This is a genomic window from Pseudomonas sp. GB2N2 (assembly GCF_054897705.1).
In genome coordinates, this window is record NZ_CM142701.1 from 721,589 (window position 1) to 740,558 (window position 18,970).

Consider the following 18,970-nt stretch of genomic DNA (forward strand, 5'->3'; position numbering starts at 1 on the left):
AGGGTGTTTGTTGCTTTATCTTTCGCCGGGCGGGAGATTTCAATGCCCGCTCAACAGGGACGCGGCACCGGCACCACCGAACAACCCCGCGCTGATCCGGTTAAACCAACTCTGCCCCTTGCCACTGCGTAGATACCGCGCCGCGCCGTGTGCGCCCAAGCCATACGCCAATTTGCACAGCAGATCCAATACGGTCCAGGTCGAGATCATCGCCAGCAACTGCGGCAGGAACGGCTGTTCGGCGCTCAAGAACTGCGGCAGGAAAGCGGCGAAAAACAGAATGTCTTTTGGATTACTCGCGCCGAGCACGAACGCGCGGCCAAACAGCGCACGAAAGCGCGGCACCGGTGCGGCCTGAGGCACTTCGGCGCCGACCGATGGCTGACGCGATTGCTGCCAGCTCTGCCAGGCGAGGTAGAACAGGTACAGCGCACCGACGAGTTTCAGCGCGCTGAACAACTGTTCTGACGCCAGCAGCAGGGCGCCCAGACCGAGCGCCGATGCGCTGAGCAAACAGATCGATGCAATCACGCCACCGAGAAACGCCGGGTAAGAGCGACGCAGACCGTAATTCAGGCTGTTGCTAATCATCAACAAAGACAGGGGCCCCGGGATCAGGATCACCACCAGCGCAGCGCCACTGAACAGCAGCCAGGTTTCCAGACTCATCACTTTCCTCCATTTGCACAAAAGCCTCACCCGACGGGGTGAGGCTGTTTTAGATCGTGGATCGCTTACAAGAAAATGAACTTGGCGATGAAGATCGCGCAGAGCACCCACAAACTGACGGAAATTTCCTTGTGCTTACCGGTGAAGGCTTTCAGCACCACGTAGGTAATGAAGCCCAGTGCGATGCCGTCGGCGACCGAAAAGGTCAGCGGCATCATGATCGCGGTGACGATGGCCGGAATGCTGTCCGTCGCTTCATCCCATTCAATGTGCTTCATGCCGCCCATCATCAACATCGCAACGTAAATCAGTGCGCCGGCGGTGGCATACGCGGGAATCATCCCGGCAAGCGGTGCGAAGAACATCGCCGCAATAAATAACACACCCACGGTCACGGCGGTAAGACCAGTCCGACCACCAGCCGCTACACCCGCGGCACTTTCCACGTAGCTGGTGACAGGAGGTACACCGACCATCGCCCCGAATACGCTGGAGGCACTGTCGGCTTTCATGGCGCGGGAGAGGTTTTCGATGCGGCCGTCAGCATTGACCAGATTGGCCCGCTGCGCGACGCCCATCAGGGTGCCGGCGGTGTCGAACATGTGCACGAACAGGAAGGCCAGCACCACGCTGATCATGCTGACGTTAAACACGCCGGCAATGTTCATGGCCATCCAGGTCGGCGCGAGGCTCGGCGGGGCCGACATGATGCCTTCGTAATGGACGAGGCCCAAGCCCCAACCGGCGAGGGTTACGGTAATGATGCTGATGAGGATCGCGCCGAACACTTTGTGGTAGCTGAGCACGGCAATCATCAGGAAGCAGATGGCGGCGAGCAGCGGGCCTGGTTCGCGCAGGGAGCCGAGCTTGATCAACGTGGCCGGGCTGTCGACGACAATGCCGGCGGTTTTCAGGCCGATCAGACCGAGGAACAGACCGACGCCAGCGCCCATGGCAAAGCGCAGACTCACCGGAATACTGTTGAGCAGCCATTCACGGATTCGCGAAAAAGTCAGGAACATGAACAGCACGCCGGAGACGAACACCGCGCCGAGGGCGGTTTCCCAGTTGTAACCCATGGTGCCGACCACGGTGTAAGTGAAGAACGCGTTCAGGCCCATGCCCGGCGCCAGGCCGACTGGCCAGTTGGCGTAAAGGCCCATCAACAGGCAACCCAGGGCTGCCGCGATGCAGGTGGCGACGAAGGCTGCGCCGTGATCGATCCCGGCGTCAGCCATGATGTTGGGGTTGACGAAAATGATGTAGGCCATGGTGATAAAGGTTGTCAGGCCGGCAATCAGCTCGGTCTTCACCGTGGTGCCGTGCAAAGTGAGTTTGAAGAGGCGCTCCAGCAGGCCATTGCGTAACGGCGGCGAGAGTTCCAGTGTCGGGGCTTCGGATTTGCGGCTTTCCACAGCGATTACTCCTCAAGAGTTTTATTGTTATTTCCAGGGCCGGACCCATGAGGGTGGCAGCGGCCCTTTGAGGCATTCGCGAATTTGTTGACCTCTTGGTCAGGAACTCGCACGCAGTGGATTATGCTTTTGTATACAAAAAATGCAAATAATGTTTTTGTTTTTGTAGACGTAAAGTTTGGTGATAGGGATATATCGGCTGCTCGCGAAGATTTGGAGGCGTCAGATGTTTAGGCGATTGGCGGGGCGCGCCAGGCGCAGGCAGCTTGAGAGCAGCAACAAAAAAACCGGCTCAAGGGCCGGTTTTTTTTTGCTTGGTTTTTCTGGTGTCTTTGCAGACGCCGCTAAACCATCAAGCCGCCGCGAAGCGCTTATCCAGATAATCAATAATCACCTTGGACTCATACATCCATGTCGTCTGCCCATTCTCCTCGATGCGCAGGCACGGGACTTTGATCTTGCCGCCTTGCTCCAGCAACGTCTGGCGATCCTGTTCATTGTTCTTCGCGTCACGCAGCGCCACCGGCACATTCAAACGGCGCAGGGTGCGGCGGGTTTTCACGCAAAACGGGCAGGCATGGAACTGATACAGCGTCAGGTCCCTGGCGGCTGTTTCCACCTGAGCCTGAGCGGCGGCAGGGCGCTGTTTTTTTCCCGGGCGGGTGATGAAGTCGATGAAGATGATCAGTTGGCCAAGGCCGACACGAAGCGCTTTTACGAACACGGGACAAGCCTCACGGGGCGAAAGAAGGCGCGCAGCTTACCTGATTTTCACGGGCGAAAAAAAACCGGCGATGAATGCCGGTTTTCTTCGTACCGCGAATTACTTGATCAGGCTGAGAAACTCGCTGCGGGTCGCAGCGTTCTCGCGGAACTCGCCGAGCATCACCGAGGTGATCATCGACGAATTCTGCTTCTCGACACCGCGCATCATCATGCACATGTGCTTGGCCTCGATCACCACCGCAACGCCCAAGGCGCCGGTGACCTGCTGGACCGCTTCGGCGATCTGGCGGCTGAGGTTTTCCTGAATCTGCAGGCGGCGGGCGTACATATCGACGATCCGCGCGACTTTCGACAAGCCCAGCACTTTGCCGCTCGGAATGTAGGCGACGTGGGCCTTGCCGATAAACGGCAGCAAGTGGTGTTCGCACAACGAGTACAGCTCGATGTCTTTCACCAGCACCATCTCGCTGTTATCGGAGCTGAACAGGGCACCGTTGGTGACCTCTTCCAGTGTCTGTTCATAGCCGCGGCAGAGGTACTGCATGGCTTTGGCGGCACGCTTCGGCGTGTCGAGCAGGCCCTCGCGGGAAACGTCCTCGCCCAATTGGCCGAGGATCGCGGTGTAATTCTGTTCCAGGGACATGAAACTACCTGTGGGATTTTACGCAAAGGGCAAGGGTACGGTGGCAAACACGGCGCTGCAAGCTTGTCGCAACAGCTTTAATCGTCGCGACCTTCCATCATGGTGCGCTTGAGCATCACATACACCGCTCCGGCGCCGCCATGTTTCGCCTGGCACGAGGTGAAGCCAAGTACCTGTGAATGCTGGCGCAGCCAGGTGTTGACGTGACTTTTGATCATCGGGCGCTTGCCATCCAGGCGCACCGCTTTACCGTGAGTGACGCGCACACATCGGATTTCGAATTTGGTGGCTTCGGCGAGGAACGCCCAAAGGGTCTCCCGAGCCTTTTCCACGTTCATGCCGTGCAGGTCGAGGCTGCCTTCGAACGGGATCTGCCCTATCCTGAGCTTGCGCATCTGGCTTTCCTGCACGCCGTCGCGGGCCCACATCAACTCATCTTCCGGGCCGACGTCGATCACAAATTGATCGGACAGGCCGTCAACGGTGGTGGCATCGGTGCGCACGGTGGCGGCCTGGCGCAGTGTGGCGATCTGTGCGCGGTCAGCCTTTGGTTTGCCGGTTTCGGCGCGATCGTGCTTGATCGGCTTGACGCCTTGGATCGCGCTTTTGAACAGGGAAAAATCGTCGTCTTGCATATCAGCCTCCGCGAAGGGCGGCCAGTTTACCCAAGTCGCGACACGATCGATAACAATTGGCGCCTGGCAACTTGCCAGACCGACGATTCAGTCGTGTTTTTTCATCAGATGCGGCGACATGTTCAGCTCGCGCGACTGCCGTGCACGGCGACGGCAACGCCGCCACAGCCATACGCCGATGTACAGCACAAACAAACCGACCGCCAGAATGATTGCCGAGCCGAGAGGGCTGGCGTTCAGCTCGCCGAGTGCCGGGGGGCGCCCCAGCAGGCTCGCGGCACCGGCCATTGCCAGCAACACACCGCACGTTGCCAGCAGGGCAGCGAAGGCTGCGCCGAAGCGAAAACGCCAGTTGCTTTGGCCCTTGGGCCGCAAGCGGCGTGCGTCAAAACCATCGGATAACTTCATTCCGACCTTCCTCAATGGGTATCGGCCCTTCGACCGGGAGTTGTCCGGGATGTTCCTGAGGCTAAGACAATTACAGCTAATGAGAGGCTTTTGCGGATGAGCGGCGGCATGAACCGCTCATCAAGCCTCGATCAGATCAGATCGTGGGTCAGGGCCAGCGTGGCAAAGTTGTCCGCCATGATCGCCATTTCAGTCTGTTGAACGTGATCCGCACTCAACACACCGCCCTTGTAGGGCAAATCCCGCGTGGCGCAGGCGTCTTCAACAAGGGTGCAACGAAAGCCCAGGTTTTTCGCGGCGCGCACGGTGGTGCTGACACTGGAATGGCTCATGAAGCCGCAGACGATCAGGTCCAGCGAACCGAGATTCTGCAGGCGATCCAGCAGTTCGGTGCCGTGAAACGCACTCGGCAGCAATTTGCCGATGATGGTTTCGTCGGCCTGTGGCTCAAGGCCCGGGATGAATTCACCGCGCTCGCCTTGCGGGTCGAACAGCCCGCCGACGGTGCCGAGGTGGCGCACATGGACGATGGGGCGGCCGGCTGCGCGGGCGGCGCTCACCAGCTGTTTGATGTTCGCGACGGCAGCCTCCATGCCGACCAGGGCCAGGGGGCCGCTGAGGTATTCTTTCTGCGCATCGATGATGACAAGCGTCGCGTGGCTCAGATTGGCAGCTGCATAACCGCGGCCGCTGAGTTGAAACATCGTTTTTGGAACGGACATTCTGGGGCTCCTTGGAGTGGGGCTTTTGCGACATTGTCCTCTGGGTGAGCGCTTCTGTGAATCGCTACCATCGCAGGGGCCGTCGTTGCTGGCCCGTAGCCTTGTCAAGATACTCGTTTTGTTCAAGAGCCAAAGAAAAAAATGGACGCGTCCTACATCTGGCCCGGTGTTTTTCCTGCGTCGTCGTGGCGCGATTTGGCTGGTAGAATCGTCAGTCGTTTTTTCTGGAGTTTGCCCCCGTGATCACTTCCCGACTTCGTACCCTGCGTGACCATATCCGTTGGGCCGTCAGCCGCTTCCATGGGGAGGATCTGTTTTTCGGCCATGGCACCGACAACGCCTGGGACGAAGCCCGTCAACTGGTGTTGGGTGCGCTGCACTTGCCGTGGGAAATTGCTGACAGCTACCTCGACTGCAACCTGGAAGACGATGAGCTGGTTCGGTTGCAGCGCATGCTCAAGCGGCGTATCGAAGAACGGATTCCAACGGCTTATCTGTTGGGTGAGGCGTGGTTCTGCGGCATGTCGTTCATCGTTGACGAGCGTGTGCTGATTCCGCGCTCACCAATTGGCGAGCTGATCGAGAAGGGCTTTGCGCCTTGGCTCGGCGCCGCGCCCGCACGGATTCTCGACCTGTGCACTGGCTCCGGTTGCATTGGTATTGCCTGCGCGTACGAGTTCCAGAATGCCGAAGTGGTGCTGGCCGATCTGTCGTTCGAGGCGCTGGAAGTGGCGAACAAAAACATCGAGCGCCATGGCGTCGACGAGCGCGTGTACACCGTTCAGGGCGATGGTTTTGAGGGTTTGCCGGGGCAGCGTTTTGACCTGATCGTGTCGAATCCGCCGTATGTCGATGCCGAAGATTTCGCCGACATGCCGGAGGAATATCAGCACGAGCCGGAGCTGGGACTGGCGTGTGGCGACGATGGCTTGAACCTGGTGCGCCGCATGCTCGCCGAGGCGGCGGATCATCTGACCGAGAAGGGCTTGCTGATTGTCGAGGTGGGTAACAGTCAGGTTCACGTCGAGGCGTTGTACCCGGAAGTCGACTTCGCCTGGCTCGATTTCGAGCGCGGTGGGCATGGGGTGTTCATGTTGACGGAAGAGCAGTGCCGCGAGCATCAGGCGCTATTCGCGTCCCGCGTCTGATCTGAGGAGGCTGCCTGATCGTTCCCACGCGGAGCGTGGGAACGATCATCTACCTGTGCGTCGCAATCCAGATCAACAACCCCGCTTGAAACACCGCAAACGCCACCAGGCACGTAATCGTGAAGCGCAGCCCTGCGTCCTCACGCTTGTACCTGCTGACCTTTTCTTCGTGTTTCTTTAGTTTCACTTCTTGCTCGGCGAGGTTCTGCTCCGCCTGCTGGAGCATCTGCGCCGCTTCGAGAATTTCCACCTGCTGCAGCTTCTCGGTGTTCCATTCGGCGAGCAGATCGCCGACCTGTGCTGCTTTGACGCTGCCCTTCAAATGCTGGGCGTCAGCGTAAACCACCTCAAAACCATGCACTTTCAGAAAGTGATCGCGACGCAGGCGCGTGTCTTCGTTCAGCGCGTCCTTGTTATTAAGGTCGGTGCCGTCGACGGTGTAGCCGGCCCAACGCTTTTTCGCCCAGGTAATGCCTTGAGCCGCCATATAGCGCCCGATACCACGGTTCATCGGCTCGACCTGCAAACCGCTGTCAGGCCCGAAACGCACGGTTTTGCTGGCGTGATCGACCCACACGTCGAGGTGGTTCTGTTCCTTGCGCACGCGTTGGCCGGGCAGCGAAATGCTCATGCGCAACAGGCTGTGTTGCTTGTCGTTGCGTTCGGCATAACCGAATTCGACAAAGCGCAGCGGCCGTCCGCCGGTGTTGCGGTCGGTCTGCAATGGCGCCAGACGGAGCATCCGGTGGTGCTCGACGTGGACGTCCGCCCATGGCAGTTCGGCCGCTGGAGCGGCGTTCTTGTCAGCGGTGGTGTCAGGTGAAGTCTGGGTTTCAGTCATAACGGCGCGATCCTGTCCAAGCTCTGCTGGCCGCCAGTCTTGGCGCTGGCGACAAAGGCTTATCGGCCGTTTTTTGCAAGACTGGAGGGCAAACAGCGCTTAACCGGCGCGAAGTCCGTCAATAAACCCGAGGATTCGCGTGCCGAGCTCGGCCGCCAGTGGCAAATTCGGGTCTTTATAAGAGGCCAATTGCCGTTTGACGTCGTTGGGCACGATGCGCATGACGTGGTTCATGCCCTCGATCAACGCCAGTTCCGCGTCCGGTTTCGCGGCTTTCAGCAGCCGGGCGTCGTTAACGCCGACCTGAATGTCGTTGCTGCCCTGAATAATCAACGCCGGCATTTTCAATTGGGCGAACGCGCCCGCCGGGTCCTGGTGGAACAAGGAAATCAGGTAGGGCTGCACGCTCGGGCGGAAAATCACCTGCAATTGCGGCGGGACATCGTCATCGGTGTGACCGGCCTTGAGGCTGTCGAGCAGTTCATTGCTGCGCAGCATCAAGGGCGGTGGCAAGCGATTGCTCAATTGTTGACGCAACACCTGATCAATCGGCCGGGCGCTGCCGGACATGGATATCACCGCGGCGGCATCAATGCTCGGCGCCGCGAGGCTGGCGATCAACGCACCTTCGCTGTGGCCCAGCAGGATCAGCTTGCCGAAACGCGGATCGGACTTGATCTTGCGCCCCCAGGCTTCAGCATCGGCGACATAGGCTTCCACCGACAGATTGCGTTCGTCCGGGGTCGCCGCGAGGCTCGCCGCCACACCGCGCTTGTCGTAACGCACGCTGGCGATGTTGTGCTTGGCCAGCACCCACGCCAGTCGTTTCAGGCTGTCATTGCGTCCGCCGTCAGGGTTGTTGCCGTCACGATCCGTAGGACCGGAGCCGGAAATGATCAGGACAACGGGCACGGGGTCGTCGGATTTCGGCAGCAACAGCGAGCCGAACAGCTCGCCGCTGCCGGTATCCAGCGTGATCGGCCGTTGCAGGACAGTGGCCTGGACGAAACCGGTAAACAAAGTAAGGCTCAAGGCTAAAACTCGCAGCATCATCACGCCATCATTCACGAAGATGCCGGTTGGACTCGCAGGCACCCATAAGGTTCGAGGATGAACTACTTGGGTAGCCTGCGTATACTGGCGCGCATTACGTATTCAGGTTCATTTCACGGAGCGTCCTGCATGTCCGGCAATACCTACGGCAAGCTGTTCACTGTCACCACCGCAGGCGAAAGCCATGGTCCGGCGTTGGTCGCCATTGTCGACGGCTGCCCGCCGGGTCTGGAGATTTCCCTGGAGGATTTGCAGCGCGACCTCGATCGCCGCAAGCCCGGCACCAGCCGTCACACTACCCAGCGCCAGGAGGCCGACGAAGTCGAAATCCTCTCCGGCGTGTTCGAAGGCCGCACCACCGGGTGCGCCATCGGCCTGTTGATCCGCAACACCGACCAGAAGTCCAAGGACTACTCGGCGATCAAGGACCTGTTCCGCCCAGCCCACGCCGACTACACCTACCACCACAAATACGGCGAGCGCGATTACCGCGGCGGCGGTCGCAGCTCGGCGCGGGAAACCGCGATGCGCGTGGCGGCCGGCGCGATTGCCAAGAAATACCTGGCCACCCAGGGCATCGTCATTCGTGGCTACATGAGCCAGCTGGGCCCGATCGAAATCCCGTTCAAGACCTGGGATTCGGTGGAAGACAACGCATTTTTCTGCCCCGATCCGGACAAGGTGCCGGAACTGGAAGCCTATATGGACCAGTTGCGCCGCGACCAGGATTCGGTCGGCGCGAAAATCACCGTCGTTGCCGAAGGCGTGATGCCGGGCCTTGGCGAGCCGATTTTTGATCGTCTCGACGCCGAACTGGCCCATGCCTTGATGAGCATCAACGCGGTCAAAGGCGTGGAAATCGGCGCCGGTTTTGCCAGCGTTGCCCAGCGCGGCACCGAACACCGTGATGAAATGACCCCGGAAGGTTTCCTCAGTAACAACGCCGGCGGTATTCTTGGCGGCATTTCTTCGGGGCAGCCCATAGTGGCGCACCTCGCGTTGAAGCCGACTTCCAGCATCACCACGCCGGGCCGTTCCATCGACATCCATGGCAACCCGGTGGACGTCATCACCAAGGGCCGTCATGACCCATGCGTCGGCATCCGCGCCACGCCGATTGCCGAGGCGATGATGGCCATCGTGCTGATGGATCACCTGCTGCGCCATCGCGGGCAGAACGCCAATGTGCGCGTGAGCACGCCGGTGCTGGGTCAGCTCTAATGGCTGACCTCACAGTCGCTGCGGTCTGATGGCCGTGGCGACGCTGCCGTACTGGCGGCTCTCCAGTTTCTATCTGTTCTATTTCGCCTTGCTCGGTTCGACCGCGCCGTTTCTGGCGCTGTACTTCGATCACCTCGGGTTTTCCCCCGCGCGCATTGGCGAACTGGTGGCGATCCCGATGCTGATGCGCTGCGTGGCGCCGAATATCTGGGGCTGGCTCGGAGACTACACCGGCCGGCGCCTGGCCATCGTGCGTTTCGGCGCGGTGTGCACCTTGCTGACGTTCTCACTGATTTTCGTCAGCAAGACCTACGCCTGGCTGGCGATGGTCATGGCGTTGCACGCGTTCTTCTGGCACGCGGTGCTGCCGCAGTTCGAAGTCATTACCCTGGCGCACTTGAAGGGCCAGACCCAGCGCTACAGCCAGATTCGCCTGTGGGGTTCCATCGGTTTCATCATTACCGTGGTCGCGCTGGGACGCTTGTTCGAATGGCTCAGCCTCGACATCTACCCGGTGGCGCTGGTGCTGATCATGGCCGGCATCGTCGTCAGCAGCCTGTGGGTGCCGAACGCGCAACCGGTACCGGGCGAACGCCTGGCGGGTGATGGCTTTCTCAAGCAACTGCGCAGTCCCGGCGTGTTGGCGTTCTACGGGTGTGTGGCGCTGATGCAGATGAGCCACGGTCCGTATTACACCTTTTTGACCTTGCACCTGGAGCATTTGGGTTACAGCCGTGGCCTGATCGGTATGCTCTGGGCGCTCGGCGTGGTCGCCGAAGTCTTGATGTTTTTGGCCATGAGCCGGATTCTGGCGCGCTTTTCCGTGCGCCGGGTGCTGCTGGCGAGTTTTCTGCTGGCGGCATTGCGCTGGTTGTTACTGGGGTCGTTCGCCGAGTTCGTTTGGGTACTGCTGTTTGCCCAGGTGCTGCATGCGGCGACGTTCGGCAGTTTTCACGCGGCTGCCATCCAGTTCGTGCAACGTAGCTTCGGTGCACGCCAGCAAGGGCAGGGCCAAGCGTTGTACGCCGCGCTGGCCGGCACCGGCGGCGCACTCGGCGCGTTGTACTCCGGTTACAGCTGGAATGCCCTTGGCGCCACGTTCACCTTTAGTATTGCCAGTCTCGCAGCCTTCGCTGCTGCCGTTATCATTGCCACACGTATGCAAGAGGAGCGGCCATGAGCCTTACCCGTGAACACCTCGCCCAGGAAATCATCGATGCCGGGCGTTTTCTGTATGGACGCGGCTGGTCGCCGGCCACCAGCAGCAACTATTCGACACGCCTGTCGCCAACGCAAGCGCTGCTGACCGTGTCCGGCAAGCACAAAGGCCAGTTGGGTGTTGACGATGTGCTGGCCACGGACCTGTCGGGCAACAGCCTGGAACCAGGCAAAAAACCGTCTGCCGAAACCCTGCTGCACACCCAGCTCTACAACTGGCGCCCGGAGATCGGCGCGGTGCTGCACACCCATTCGGTGAACGCTACGGTGTTGTCGCGTCTGACGCCTGAAGACTTCATCGAGTTCGAAGATTACGAATTGCAGAAAGCCTTCAGCGGCGTCTCGACCCACGAATCCAGGGTGCGCGTGCCGATTTTCGACAACGATCAAGACATTGCGCGCCTCGCCGCCAAGGTGCAGCCTTGGCTGGAAGCGCATCCCGATTGCGTCGGCTATCTGATTCGCGGCCATGGCCTCTACACTTGGGGCGCGCGCATGAGCGATGCGCTACGGCAGATCGAGGCCTTTGAATTTTTGTTCGAGTGCGAGTTGAAGACGCGTTCGATCCTACAGCGTTAAAGGAGTTGCCCTGATGAGCAGCCTGTCCGTTTACCACGTCTCCAGCCCTGACATTCCGAACAAGGTGCTGACCCATTTCGAAGACATCGCCTCGACGCTGGCCGAGCAGGGCGTACGTTTCGACCGCTGGCAAGCGGCGGCGAAAATCCAGCCGGGCGCCAGCCAGGAAGACGTGATCGCCGCGTACCAGGAACAGATCGACAAGCTGATGACCGAACGCGGTTACATCACCGTCGATGTCATTAGCCTGAACAGCGATCACCCGCAAAAAGTCGAGCTGCGCGCCAAATTTCTCGACGAGCACCGCCATGGCGAAGACGAAGTACGATTTTTCGTCGCCGGTCGTGGCTTGTTTACCCTGCACATTGACGATTACGTGTACGCCGTGCTCTGTGAAAAGAACGACCTGATCTCGGTGCCGGCCGGCACGCCGCACTGGTTCGACATGGGCGAGCATCCGCATTTCGTCGCGATTCGCTTGTTCAACAATGCCGAAGGCTGGGTCGCCAACTTCACCGGCGAAGACATCGCCAGCCGCTTCCCGCGTCTGGAGGACTGAGTCGATGCCGATCAAAGCGATTCTCACCGACATCGAAGGCACCACCAGCGCGGTGAGTTTTGTGTTCGACGTGCTGTTTCCCTACGCCGCGAAGCACCTGCCGGACTTCGTTCGCCAACAGGCCACGCGCGCCGATGTGGCTGAGCAAATGGACGCCGTGCGCCGGGACAGCGATGAGCCGGACGCCGACGTCGAGCGCATCATTGAAATCCTTCTCGGCTGGATCGCCGAAGACCGCAAAGCCACGCCACTCAAGGCGCTGCAAGGCATGGTCTGGGCGCAGGGTTATCAGGCCGGGCAGTTGAAAGGTCATGTTTATCCGGACGCCGTCGAAACGTTGAAGCGCTGGCATCAACAAGGTTTCAAACTGTTTGTTTATTCTTCTGGCTCGATTCAGGCGCAGAAACTGATTTTCGGCTGCTCCGAGGCGGGGGATCTGTCGCCGTTGTTCAGCGGCTATTTCGACACCACCTCGGGGCCGAAGCGGGAAGCGCAGTCTTACCAGCGCATTACCCAGGCTATCGGCGTTGAAGCTTCGCAGATTTTGTTTCTGTCAGACATCGTCGAGGAGCTGGACGCGGCGCGTGGGGCGGGGATGGCAACTTGCGGGCTGGCTCGCGAGGGCGGGGAGTTGGCGGGGCATGTGACCGTGGACAGCTTCGCCGATATCAACCCTTCCGCATTCTAGCCGCCGTATACATACCCTGTGGGGTTTGCGCAGTTTCAGAAACAACTCAGGCCGTGAAGCGGAAGCTTTCACGGCCTGTTCGTTTGCAGCGTTTAACGTTTTACGCCGAGTGATAAGTCGGCAGCGCGAAACGTTGCTGGCTTTGCAGCATGGAAATCTGCGGCAGTTCACTGGCTTGTTCGGCCAGGTCGCGGCGGATGGCGCTGATCACCCACGACAGCTGATCACCGGCATGCAATTGCTGGTAGGAAATCGAACGTTTAAATACTTTCCCTTCGTTGCTGCGCAGGGTCAGCAGAATGCCACCGTCCGGACGAGGTTGGGTGGTGACTTCGAAGTTGGAGAACAGCGAGGTAAATTTTTCTTGGATCAGGCTCATGTTTTCAGCTCCGTAAGCTCGTTAATGGCAAGCATGCAGAGGTAGTTGCAGTGATTGTGCCAGCACCTGAATTATTTAAAATCCATATAAATCAATAACTTAATTTTTATGCGATTTTTTGCTTTCGTGCAAACTGCATGAAAGGCCATCGTGCACCCTGCATTTTGCGAGATCGATGAAGATTTGATGGAACCATTCGAACCCTCGGTACTCGCGTGTTTCATTGCCGCGTCCGCGGATACAAAACATTTCAAAAACCGCGTGTACAGCTTCAGAACCGTTGACGTATTTTCGGGCTCAATCACCGCCGCCCGACAATAAAAAGATCGAACGGGAGCAAGCATGAGCCGCACCACGCACGACACGATTACCTGGAGCATGATGCTCCGCAAACTGCCTTCGATTGCCAGGGTCATCCCGCGGGTGGTGAAGGGCATGAAAGCAGCCAACGTCACAGACCCGACCCAGACGTGTGGTCTCGGCTGGAGCTTCGAGCAAGCGACCTTGCGCAATCCGGATGGCCCGGCATTGCTACAGGGCAACCGGATGCTGACGTACTCGCAGGTCAACCAGTGGGCCAATCGCATGGCCCATCACCTGATCGCCCAAGGCATTAGCAAGGGCGATGTCGTGGCGGTGTTCATCGAAAACCGCCCGGAACTGCTGGTGGCGATTCTGGCCGTGGGCAAGGTCGGCGCGATCAGCGCGCTGCTCAATACTTCGCAGACTCGCGATGCCCTGGCCCATAGCCTTGACCTGGTGGCGCCTGCGGCCATCATCGTCGGTGAAGAGCTGGTCCCGGCGTTTTCCGCAGTCCGCGACCGCGTCTCGATCGACGCGGCACGCACCTGGTTTATCGCCGATCAAGATACCTATTGCCAACCGGGCACTGCGCCTGACGGCTTCATCAACCTGATGACGGCGTGTCTGAATGGCAGCATCGATAACCCGCTCAGCAGTCAGCAGGTGTTTTTCGACGACCCATGTTTCTACATCTACACCTCCGGCACCACCGGGTTGCCCAAGGCCGGCGTGTTCAAGCATGGCCGCTGGATGCGCAGCTCCGCGAGTTTTGGCTTGATCGCGCTGGACATGCGCCCCGAGGACATCGTTTATTGCACCCTGCCGCTGTATCACGCCACCGGGCTCTGCGTGTGCTGGGGCTCGGCCATCAGTGGCGCATCGGGTTTCGCCATTCGCCGCAAGTTCAGCGCCAGCCGGTTCTGGAGTGATGTGCGCCACTACCGCGCGACCACCCTCGGTTACGTCGGCGAATTGTGCCGCTACCTCGTCGATCAAACGCCAAGTGCCGACGACAGCCAGCACGGCGTGAAGAAGATGATCGGCAACGGCCTGCGCCCGGGTGCTTGGCGCGAGTTCAAGACGCGCTTTGGCGTCAGGCACATTTGCGAGTTGTACGCCGCCAGCGACGGCAACATCGGATTCACCAATATTCTCAACTTCGACAACACCGTCGGTTTTTCCCTGATGTCCTGGGAGCTGGCGGCGTATGACCATGACAGCGGCACGCCGATTCGTGGCACCAACGGCTTCATGCGTAAAGTGGCCAAGGGCGAGCAGGGCTTGTTGCTGGCGAAGATCGACGACAAGGCGCCACTGGACGGCTACACCGATCCGCAGAAGACCGAAAAGGTCGTGCTGCATGACGTCTTCGAGCAGGGCGACCGCTATTTCAACACCGGTGACTTGCTGCGCAACATCGGTTTTGGTCACGCACAGTTCGTTGATCGCCTGGGCGACACCTATCGCTGGAAAGGTGAAAACGTCTCGACCACCGAAGTCGAGAACATCCTCTTGCAGCACCCGAATATCTCCGAAGCCGTGGCGTATGGCGTGGAAGTGCGCAATACCAACGGGCGTGCGGGCATGGCGGCGATCACGCCCGCCGAGTCCCTGGCGACCCTGGACTTCAGCGAGCTGCTGGCCTTCGCCCGCGAGCACATGCCGGCGTACGCCGTGCCGTTGTTCCTGCGGGTGAAACTGAAAATGGAGACCACCGGCACTTTCAAATACCAGAAGACCCGACTCAAGGACGAAGCCTTCGACCCGAACAAGACCGGTGACGATCCGATCTACGCCTGGCTGCCGGGGACTGATACTTACGTGCAAGTCACTGAGCAGTTGGTGATGCAAATCCACGAGGGTCAATACCGCTATTGAACTTGGCTATGGCCGCCCTTGAGAAAAAACAAGTGACAGCGCCGGGGCCGCTCGGGAAACTGTCGACTTTGCGAATAACTGTCAGTGGAGTTTCCAATGTCCGACCAAAGCCGCCAGATGACCCCGGAAGAAGCCGCCGAGTTTGCCGAACAGGTTTTCAACAAGGCGCGCCAGGGCGATGCAGCGATGATGGCCGCGCTGCTGAGCAAAGGCCTGCCGCCGAACCTGCGCAATCACAAGGGCGACACCTTGTTGATGCTCGCCTCGTATCACGGCCATGTGGACACCGTGAAAGTCCTGCTCGAGCACAAGGCTGATCCGGAGATCCGCAATGACAACGGTCAGAGCCCAATCGCCGGTGCGGCGTTCAAAGGTGATCTGGCGGTGGTCAAGGCCTTGGTCGAAGGCGGTGCACTGGTGGAGGGCGCCTCATTCGACGGCCGCACGGCGCTGATGATGGCCGCGATGTTTAACCGCGTGGAAATCGTTGATTACCTGATCGGCAAAGGCGCCGATCCGAAGGCCAAGGACAGCAATGGCGTGACCGCGCTGGACGCCGCGAAAACGTTGGGCGCGGTAGATACCACGGCGCAGTTGGAGAAGTTGCTCGGCTGATGAGTCCATACGCCGATCCCCTGTGGGATCGGCTCAATACACCCAAACCTCAACCCGCCGATTCTTGATCCGCCCCTCGTCTGCACTGTTTGCCGCCACCGGCATCTCGGCGCCAAAGCCGCGAATCTCGCGAAATACCACGCCGTTCTTCACCAATTCCCGCCGCACCGCCATTGCCCGCAGTTTTGACAGCAGGTCAGCCCGCGCCGGATCGCTCTTGGCGTCGCCAAACCCCACCAACGCGACCTCCCGGTCGGTCTTGCCGTTCTGCTTGAGGTAATCGAGCACCCGCGTCAGGTCTTGCCGGGCCTTGTTATCCAGGGTCGCGCTGCCTTCCTCGAAACGAAAATTCACGCTCAAGCGCTGGGCATGGCGGCTGAGCGCCTGATAGCCCTCGGGCATCAACGCATTCGGCGTGACGGTCATCGCCTGCACGGTCTGGGCGATAAACCCGTTGGCCGCGACGATGGCCTGGCCCTTGCTGCTTTGGGCAAACGCCACCAGTGCGTCGGCCCAACTGTTTTTTTCGTTGGGCGGCAAATAAAAGAACAGTCGGCGCGACAGCGGATAGTCTTCCGTGGCGATCAGGCTGTTCAGCGGCAACATCGCTTGGGACTGGCCATCGACGATCGCCACGGCTTTGGCCTGACGCACGTAAGGCAGGCCGATGAATCCGATGCCTTGTGGGTCGAGGCTGACGGCGTCGGACAATTGCTCGCTGGATTCGAAGCGTTTCGCTGCATTGTTCAGGGTTTTTCCACGACGGCTGAGGACCACTTCCTTGAATGTGTCGTAAGTGCCCGACTGATCATCCCGCGCATACAAATGAATCGTCCCGCCGCGGCTGCCGAGTTCTTCCCAGGTGGTCGCTTCGCCGCTGAAGATGCGCGCCAGTTGCTCGGTGTCGAGTTGGTTCAGCGGGTTTTGCGGATGCAGGATGATTGCGAGGCCATCGATGGCAATGACCTGCTCGGCACCAGGTTTCTTCAGATCGCCGAGTGACTGCAGGGCCAGCAGTTCGTTGTCCTTGATCGGGCGCGAAGAGGCGGCGAGGTCTGCGGTGGCGTTTTTCAGGGCGGTGAAACCCGTGCTGGAGCCGTGGGCTGCGACTTGCACCTCGACCCGTCGCCCCTGTGCGGTTTCGCCGACCACCCTCAGTTCGTTGGGGGTATCCAGGGCTTCGCGGTGCACCTTGAGCAGCCCTTGCTCGCGCATCAAGCCCTCGACCAGCGCCGGGCCCAGTGCCGCGCCGATGGTGTTGGAACCCTGGATGCGCAGCACCGGGCCCTGTTGAGGCGTCGGCAATTCAACGGCCGGCGCGCTGATGGGCAGTCCGGCGCTCAGCATCAACAGGAAGAACACGCGCAGCATCATGCCCGCACCTTATAAAAGCCAAAGAAAGTGCGGGGAGATTAAGTCAGTAAGATGTCGAAAAGATGACAAATATCCAATGTAGGAGTGAGCCTGCTCGCGATAGCGGTGTGTCAGCACCATTTATGTCAAATGACACGACGCTTTCGCGAGCAGGCTCGCTCCCACAGTGGATCTGAATGGACAGGGAGTAATCAGCTCAACTCAAGCCAGATCGGCGCATGATCCGACGGTTTTTCCATGCCGCGCAGTTCGTAGTCCACGCCGGCATCCTTCACTCGCGGCAACAAGCCGTGGGAGGCCATGATGACGTCGATCCGCAGACCTCGCTTCGGCTCGTCCTCAAACCCGCGGCTGCGGTAGTCGAACCAGCTGAAACGGTCGGTCACGTCCGGGTTCAGATGGCGGAAACTGTCCACCAGGCCCCAGTTCTTCAGGCGCGCCATCCACTCGCGTTCTTCCGGCAGAAAGCTGCATTTGCCGGTTTTCAGCCAGCGTTTCATGTTGTCCGCACCGATACCGATGTCGCAGTCTTCCGGTGAAATGTTCACATCGCCCATCACCACCACCGGCTGCTCGTTGCTGAACTGGCTTTCCAGCAAGTGCTGCAGGTCGTTGTAGAAACGTTGCTTGGCCGGGAATTTGGTTGGGTGGTCGCGGCTTTCGCCCTGTGGGAAATAGCCGTTCATGATGGTCACTGGCACGCCATTGGCGTCGGCGAACGTGCCCCAGATTAAGCGACGCTGCGCGTCTTCTTCATCGGTGACGAAACCTTTGTGCAGTGCCAGCGGTTCCTTGCGCGAGAGCAGTGCGACGCCGTAATGACCTTTTTGCCCGTGGAAATACACGTGATAACCCAGCGCCTGGACCTCGGCCAGCGGGAACTGGTCGTCGTGGACCTTGGTCTCCTGCAGGCCGATCACGTCGGGTTGATGCTTTTCGATCAGCGCCGCCAGCTGATGCGGGCGAGCGCGCAGCCCGTTGATGTTGAAGGAGACGATCTTCATGGTCGGCAGGTCCTGGGGCAAAAGGGCGATGCTAGCCGACCTGCGGGATTGGGGCCAGTTCAGTCGATAAAGATCCTGACTTTGGTCTATACCTGTCTTGGGAACTGTGAAGCCACCCACAGGCTCGTACCAATAAGAGCGCGGCCACCCGAGCCGCGCCGGGGAGAATGACCGTTATGCCCGAAACCTCGACCGCCATTGCCGATATCCACATGCTCGACGGCGGCTATTCCCGCGAAGCCCGCTCGCTGCTGTATCAGGCCTATCGCCACGAGCCGACGTTTGGTTACCTGTTCGAAGCCGAGCGTCCCGGCTATGAACAGCGCGTGCGCGCCACCGTGCGCGAACTGGTCAAACAGCACTTTCTGCAGGACTTGCCGGCCATCGGTCTACTGGTCAACGACCGTTTGATCGGCATCGCCCTGATCGCGCCGCCGCAACGACGCCTGGGCATCACCGAAAGCTGGGCCTGGCGCCTGCGGATGGTGCTCAGCACCGGGTTCCGCTGCACCCGTCGCTACCTCGAATACCACGAAGCGGTCATGGCGTGCGTGCCGTCCGACTCGGTGCACCTGCTGCCGTTGCTGGGGATTCACCCACAATTCCAGGGCAAGCACTTCGGTGAACAACTGCTGCAAGCGGTTCACAACTGGTGCGCGGTCGATGAGCACTCTGAAGGCGTGGTGCTCGACACCGGGAATCCGCGTTATCTGGAATTCTATAAACGTCAGGGGTATGAGGAAATTGGCGAAGTGGCTGTCGGGCCGATCCGCGAGCATGTGTTTTTCCACGCCAATCCGCAGGTGCTGCAAACCGCCTCGGCATAACTTCCGCATAACTGCGGCATAAACGATAGAACTTTCGCACCATGCGAGGCTCTATCGCGCTCTCC

Annotated in this window: 21 protein-coding genes; 9 read left to right on the forward strand and 12 right to left on the reverse strand. The window is 59.7% G+C overall.

The genetic code is table 11. From position 1 onward, the window contains the following. Nucleotides 1-39: 39 nt before the first annotated feature. From ACYZT4_RS03310 to ACYZT4_RS03340, 7 genes are all read right to left on the reverse strand, one after another. Complete coding sequence (locus ACYZT4_RS03310) at nt 40-669, reverse strand: LysE family translocator (RefSeq protein ID WP_461985208.1); 630 nt, start codon at nt 667-669, stop codon at nt 40-42. A gap of 65 nt (nt 670-734) precedes the next feature. After that, on the reverse strand, nt 735-2,084 hold the full coding sequence (locus ACYZT4_RS03315) for an NCS2 family permease (RefSeq protein ID WP_461985210.1): 1,350 nt from the start codon (nt 2,082-2,084) through the stop codon (nt 735-737). A gap of 352 nt (nt 2,085-2,436) precedes the next feature. Next, entirely contained in the window at nt 2,437-2,808 is a 372-nt protein-coding gene (locus ACYZT4_RS03320) for a glutathione S-transferase N-terminal domain-containing protein (RefSeq protein WP_461985211.1), read from the reverse strand. A gap of 99 nt (nt 2,809-2,907) precedes the next feature. Further along, the gene (folE, locus tag ACYZT4_RS03325) at nt 2,908-3,453 is read right to left on the reverse strand and encodes a GTP cyclohydrolase I FolE (RefSeq protein ID WP_060541549.1); all 546 of its coding nucleotides are present in this window, start codon (nt 3,451-3,453) and stop codon (nt 2,908-2,910) included. A 77-nt stretch (nt 3,454-3,530) separates the two neighbouring features. After that, nucleotides 3,531-4,088 (reverse strand): Smr/MutS family protein, encoded by a 558-nt coding sequence (locus ACYZT4_RS03330; RefSeq protein ID WP_461985213.1) that lies wholly within the window; start codon nt 4,086-4,088, stop codon nt 3,531-3,533. Nucleotides 4,089-4,175: 87 nt separating this feature from the next. Beyond that, nucleotides 4,176-4,496 (reverse strand): hypothetical protein, encoded by a 321-nt coding sequence (locus ACYZT4_RS03335; protein WP_461985215.1) that lies wholly within the window; start codon nt 4,494-4,496, stop codon nt 4,176-4,178. A 131-nt stretch (nt 4,497-4,627) separates the two neighbouring features. Continuing rightward, the gene (locus ACYZT4_RS03340; protein ID WP_461985217.1) at nt 4,628-5,218 is read right to left on the reverse strand and encodes a cysteine hydrolase family protein; all 591 of its coding nucleotides are present in this window, start codon (nt 5,216-5,218) and stop codon (nt 4,628-4,630) included. Nucleotides 5,219-5,457: 239 nt separating this feature from the next. Here ACYZT4_RS03340 and prmB point away from each other — a divergent pair, with 239 nt between their 5' ends. Further along, nucleotides 5,458-6,366 (forward strand): 50S ribosomal protein L3 N(5)-glutamine methyltransferase, encoded by a 909-nt coding sequence (prmB, locus tag ACYZT4_RS03345; RefSeq protein ID WP_461985219.1) that lies wholly within the window; start codon nt 5,458-5,460, stop codon nt 6,364-6,366. Between the two features lie 49 nt (nt 6,367-6,415). On the opposite strand, the gene ACYZT4_RS03350 is transcribed toward prmB, so the two are convergent. Together ACYZT4_RS03350 and ACYZT4_RS03355 are read right to left on the reverse strand one after the other, a co-directional pair. Next, nucleotides 6,416-7,207, reverse strand: a complete 792-nt coding sequence (locus ACYZT4_RS03350) for a hypothetical protein (RefSeq protein WP_461985221.1) — start codon at nt 7,205-7,207, stop codon at nt 6,416-6,418. Nucleotides 7,208-7,306: 99 nt separating this feature from the next. Next, a complete protein-coding gene (locus ACYZT4_RS03355; protein WP_461988537.1) occupies nt 7,307-8,260 on the reverse strand; it encodes an alpha/beta hydrolase in 954 nt (317 codons plus the stop codon). A gap of 129 nt (nt 8,261-8,389) precedes the next feature. Here ACYZT4_RS03355 and aroC point away from each other — a divergent pair, with 129 nt between their 5' ends. Genes aroC through mtnC form a run of 5 tightly spaced genes read left to right on the forward strand, consistent with a single transcriptional unit; the run spans nt 8,390 to nt 12,525 of the window. Further along, the gene (gene aroC / locus ACYZT4_RS03360; protein ID WP_461985223.1) at nt 8,390-9,481 is read left to right on the forward strand and encodes a chorismate synthase; all 1,092 of its coding nucleotides are present in this window, start codon (nt 8,390-8,392) and stop codon (nt 9,479-9,481) included. Between the two features lie 28 nt (nt 9,482-9,509). Further along, nucleotides 9,510-10,661: an MFS transporter gene (locus tag ACYZT4_RS03365; RefSeq protein ID WP_461985225.1), complete on the forward strand. Its 1,152-nt coding sequence runs from the start codon at nt 9,510-9,512 to the stop codon at nt 10,659-10,661. Continuing rightward, nucleotides 10,658-11,278 carry a methylthioribulose 1-phosphate dehydratase gene (locus tag ACYZT4_RS03370; protein WP_461985227.1) on the forward strand — a complete coding sequence of 207 codons (621 nt, stop codon included), beginning with the start codon at nt 10,658-10,660 and terminating at the stop codon, nt 11,276-11,278. Before ACYZT4_RS03365 ends, ACYZT4_RS03370 begins: the two co-directional genes overlap by 4 nt. A gap of 13 nt (nt 11,279-11,291) precedes the next feature. Then, nucleotides 11,292-11,837, forward strand: coding sequence for a 1,2-dihydroxy-3-keto-5-methylthiopentene dioxygenase (locus ACYZT4_RS03375; RefSeq protein WP_461985229.1), 546 nt, complete (start codon nt 11,292-11,294; stop codon nt 11,835-11,837). Between the two features lie 4 nt (nt 11,838-11,841). Further along, entirely contained in the window at nt 11,842-12,525 is a 684-nt protein-coding gene (gene mtnC, locus ACYZT4_RS03380) for an acireductone synthase (RefSeq protein ID WP_461985231.1), read from the forward strand. 100 nt (nt 12,526-12,625) lie between these two features. Here mtnC and ACYZT4_RS03385 read toward each other — a convergent pair whose 3' ends face one another. Continuing rightward, nucleotides 12,626-12,904 (reverse strand): DUF3509 domain-containing protein, encoded by a 279-nt coding sequence (locus ACYZT4_RS03385; RefSeq protein WP_222585371.1) that lies wholly within the window; start codon nt 12,902-12,904, stop codon nt 12,626-12,628. A gap of 342 nt (nt 12,905-13,246) precedes the next feature. On the opposite strand from ACYZT4_RS03385, the gene ACYZT4_RS03390 reads away from it, so the two are divergent. Continuing rightward, on the forward strand, nt 13,247-15,085 hold the full coding sequence (locus ACYZT4_RS03390; protein WP_461985233.1) for a long-chain-acyl-CoA synthetase: 1,839 nt from the start codon (nt 13,247-13,249) through the stop codon (nt 15,083-15,085). 96 nt (nt 15,086-15,181) lie between these two features. Then, a complete protein-coding gene (locus ACYZT4_RS03395; RefSeq protein ID WP_461985235.1) occupies nt 15,182-15,700 on the forward strand; it encodes an ankyrin repeat domain-containing protein in 519 nt (172 codons plus the stop codon). Nucleotides 15,701-15,733: 33 nt separating this feature from the next. Here ACYZT4_RS03395 and ACYZT4_RS03400 read toward each other — a convergent pair whose 3' ends face one another. After that, nucleotides 15,734-17,074: a substrate-binding domain-containing protein gene (locus tag ACYZT4_RS03400; protein WP_461985237.1), complete on the reverse strand. Its 1,341-nt coding sequence runs from the start codon at nt 17,072-17,074 to the stop codon at nt 15,734-15,736. A gap of 191 nt (nt 17,075-17,265) precedes the next feature. Further along, nucleotides 17,266-18,078, reverse strand: a complete 813-nt coding sequence (xthA, locus tag ACYZT4_RS03405; RefSeq protein ID WP_461985238.1) for an exodeoxyribonuclease III — start codon at nt 18,076-18,078, stop codon at nt 17,266-17,268. A gap of 176 nt (nt 18,079-18,254) precedes the next feature. On the opposite strand from xthA, the gene ACYZT4_RS03410 reads away from it, so the two are divergent. Next, complete coding sequence (locus ACYZT4_RS03410) at nt 18,255-18,905, forward strand: GNAT family N-acetyltransferase (protein ID WP_461985240.1); 651 nt, start codon at nt 18,255-18,257, stop codon at nt 18,903-18,905. The last annotated feature ends 65 nt before the right edge of the window (nt 18,906-18,970 follow it).

Bases quoted from the DNA above. Each gene is read 5' to 3' on its own strand.
- ACYZT4_RS03310 (WP_461985208.1), bottom strand. From the start codon at position 669: ATGAGTCTGGAAACCTGGCTGCTGTTCAGTGGCGCTGCGCTGGTGGTG.
- folE (WP_060541549.1), bottom strand. From the start codon at position 3,453: ATGTCCCTGGAACAGAATTACACCGCGATCCTCGGCCAATTGGGCGAG.
- ACYZT4_RS03330 (WP_461985213.1), bottom strand. From the start codon at position 4,088: ATGCAAGACGACGATTTTTCCCTGTTCAAAAGCGCGATCCAAGGCGTC.
- ACYZT4_RS03335 (WP_461985215.1), bottom strand. From the start codon at position 4,496: ATGAAGTTATCCGATGGTTTTGACGCACGCCGCTTGCGGCCCAAGGGC.
- ACYZT4_RS03340 (WP_461985217.1), bottom strand. From the start codon at position 5,218: ATGTCCGTTCCAAAAACGATGTTTCAACTCAGCGGCCGCGGTTATGCA.
- ACYZT4_RS03350 (WP_461985221.1), bottom strand. From the start codon at position 7,207: ATGACTGAAACCCAGACTTCACCTGACACCACCGCTGACAAGAACGCC.
- ACYZT4_RS03355 (WP_461988537.1), bottom strand. From the start codon at position 8,260: ATGATGCTGCGAGTTTTAGCCTTGAGCCTTACTTTGTTTACCGGTTTC.
- aroC (WP_461985223.1), top strand. From the start codon at position 8,390: ATGTCCGGCAATACCTACGGCAAGCTGTTCACTGTCACCACCGCAGGC.
- ACYZT4_RS03365 (WP_461985225.1), top strand. From the start codon at position 9,510: ATGGCCGTGGCGACGCTGCCGTACTGGCGGCTCTCCAGTTTCTATCTG.
- ACYZT4_RS03370 (WP_461985227.1), top strand. From the start codon at position 10,658: ATGAGCCTTACCCGTGAACACCTCGCCCAGGAAATCATCGATGCCGGG.
- ACYZT4_RS03375 (WP_461985229.1), top strand. From the start codon at position 11,292: ATGAGCAGCCTGTCCGTTTACCACGTCTCCAGCCCTGACATTCCGAAC.
- mtnC (WP_461985231.1), top strand. From the start codon at position 11,842: ATGCCGATCAAAGCGATTCTCACCGACATCGAAGGCACCACCAGCGCG.
- ACYZT4_RS03385 (WP_222585371.1), bottom strand. From the start codon at position 12,904: ATGAGCCTGATCCAAGAAAAATTTACCTCGCTGTTCTCCAACTTCGAA.
- ACYZT4_RS03390 (WP_461985233.1), top strand. From the start codon at position 13,247: ATGAGCCGCACCACGCACGACACGATTACCTGGAGCATGATGCTCCGC.
- ACYZT4_RS03395 (WP_461985235.1), top strand. From the start codon at position 15,182: ATGTCCGACCAAAGCCGCCAGATGACCCCGGAAGAAGCCGCCGAGTTT.
- ACYZT4_RS03400 (WP_461985237.1), bottom strand. From the start codon at position 17,074: ATGATGCTGCGCGTGTTCTTCCTGTTGATGCTGAGCGCCGGACTGCCC.
- xthA (WP_461985238.1), bottom strand. From the start codon at position 18,078: ATGAAGATCGTCTCCTTCAACATCAACGGGCTGCGCGCTCGCCCGCAT.
- ACYZT4_RS03410 (WP_461985240.1), top strand. From the start codon at position 18,255: ATGCCCGAAACCTCGACCGCCATTGCCGATATCCACATGCTCGACGGC.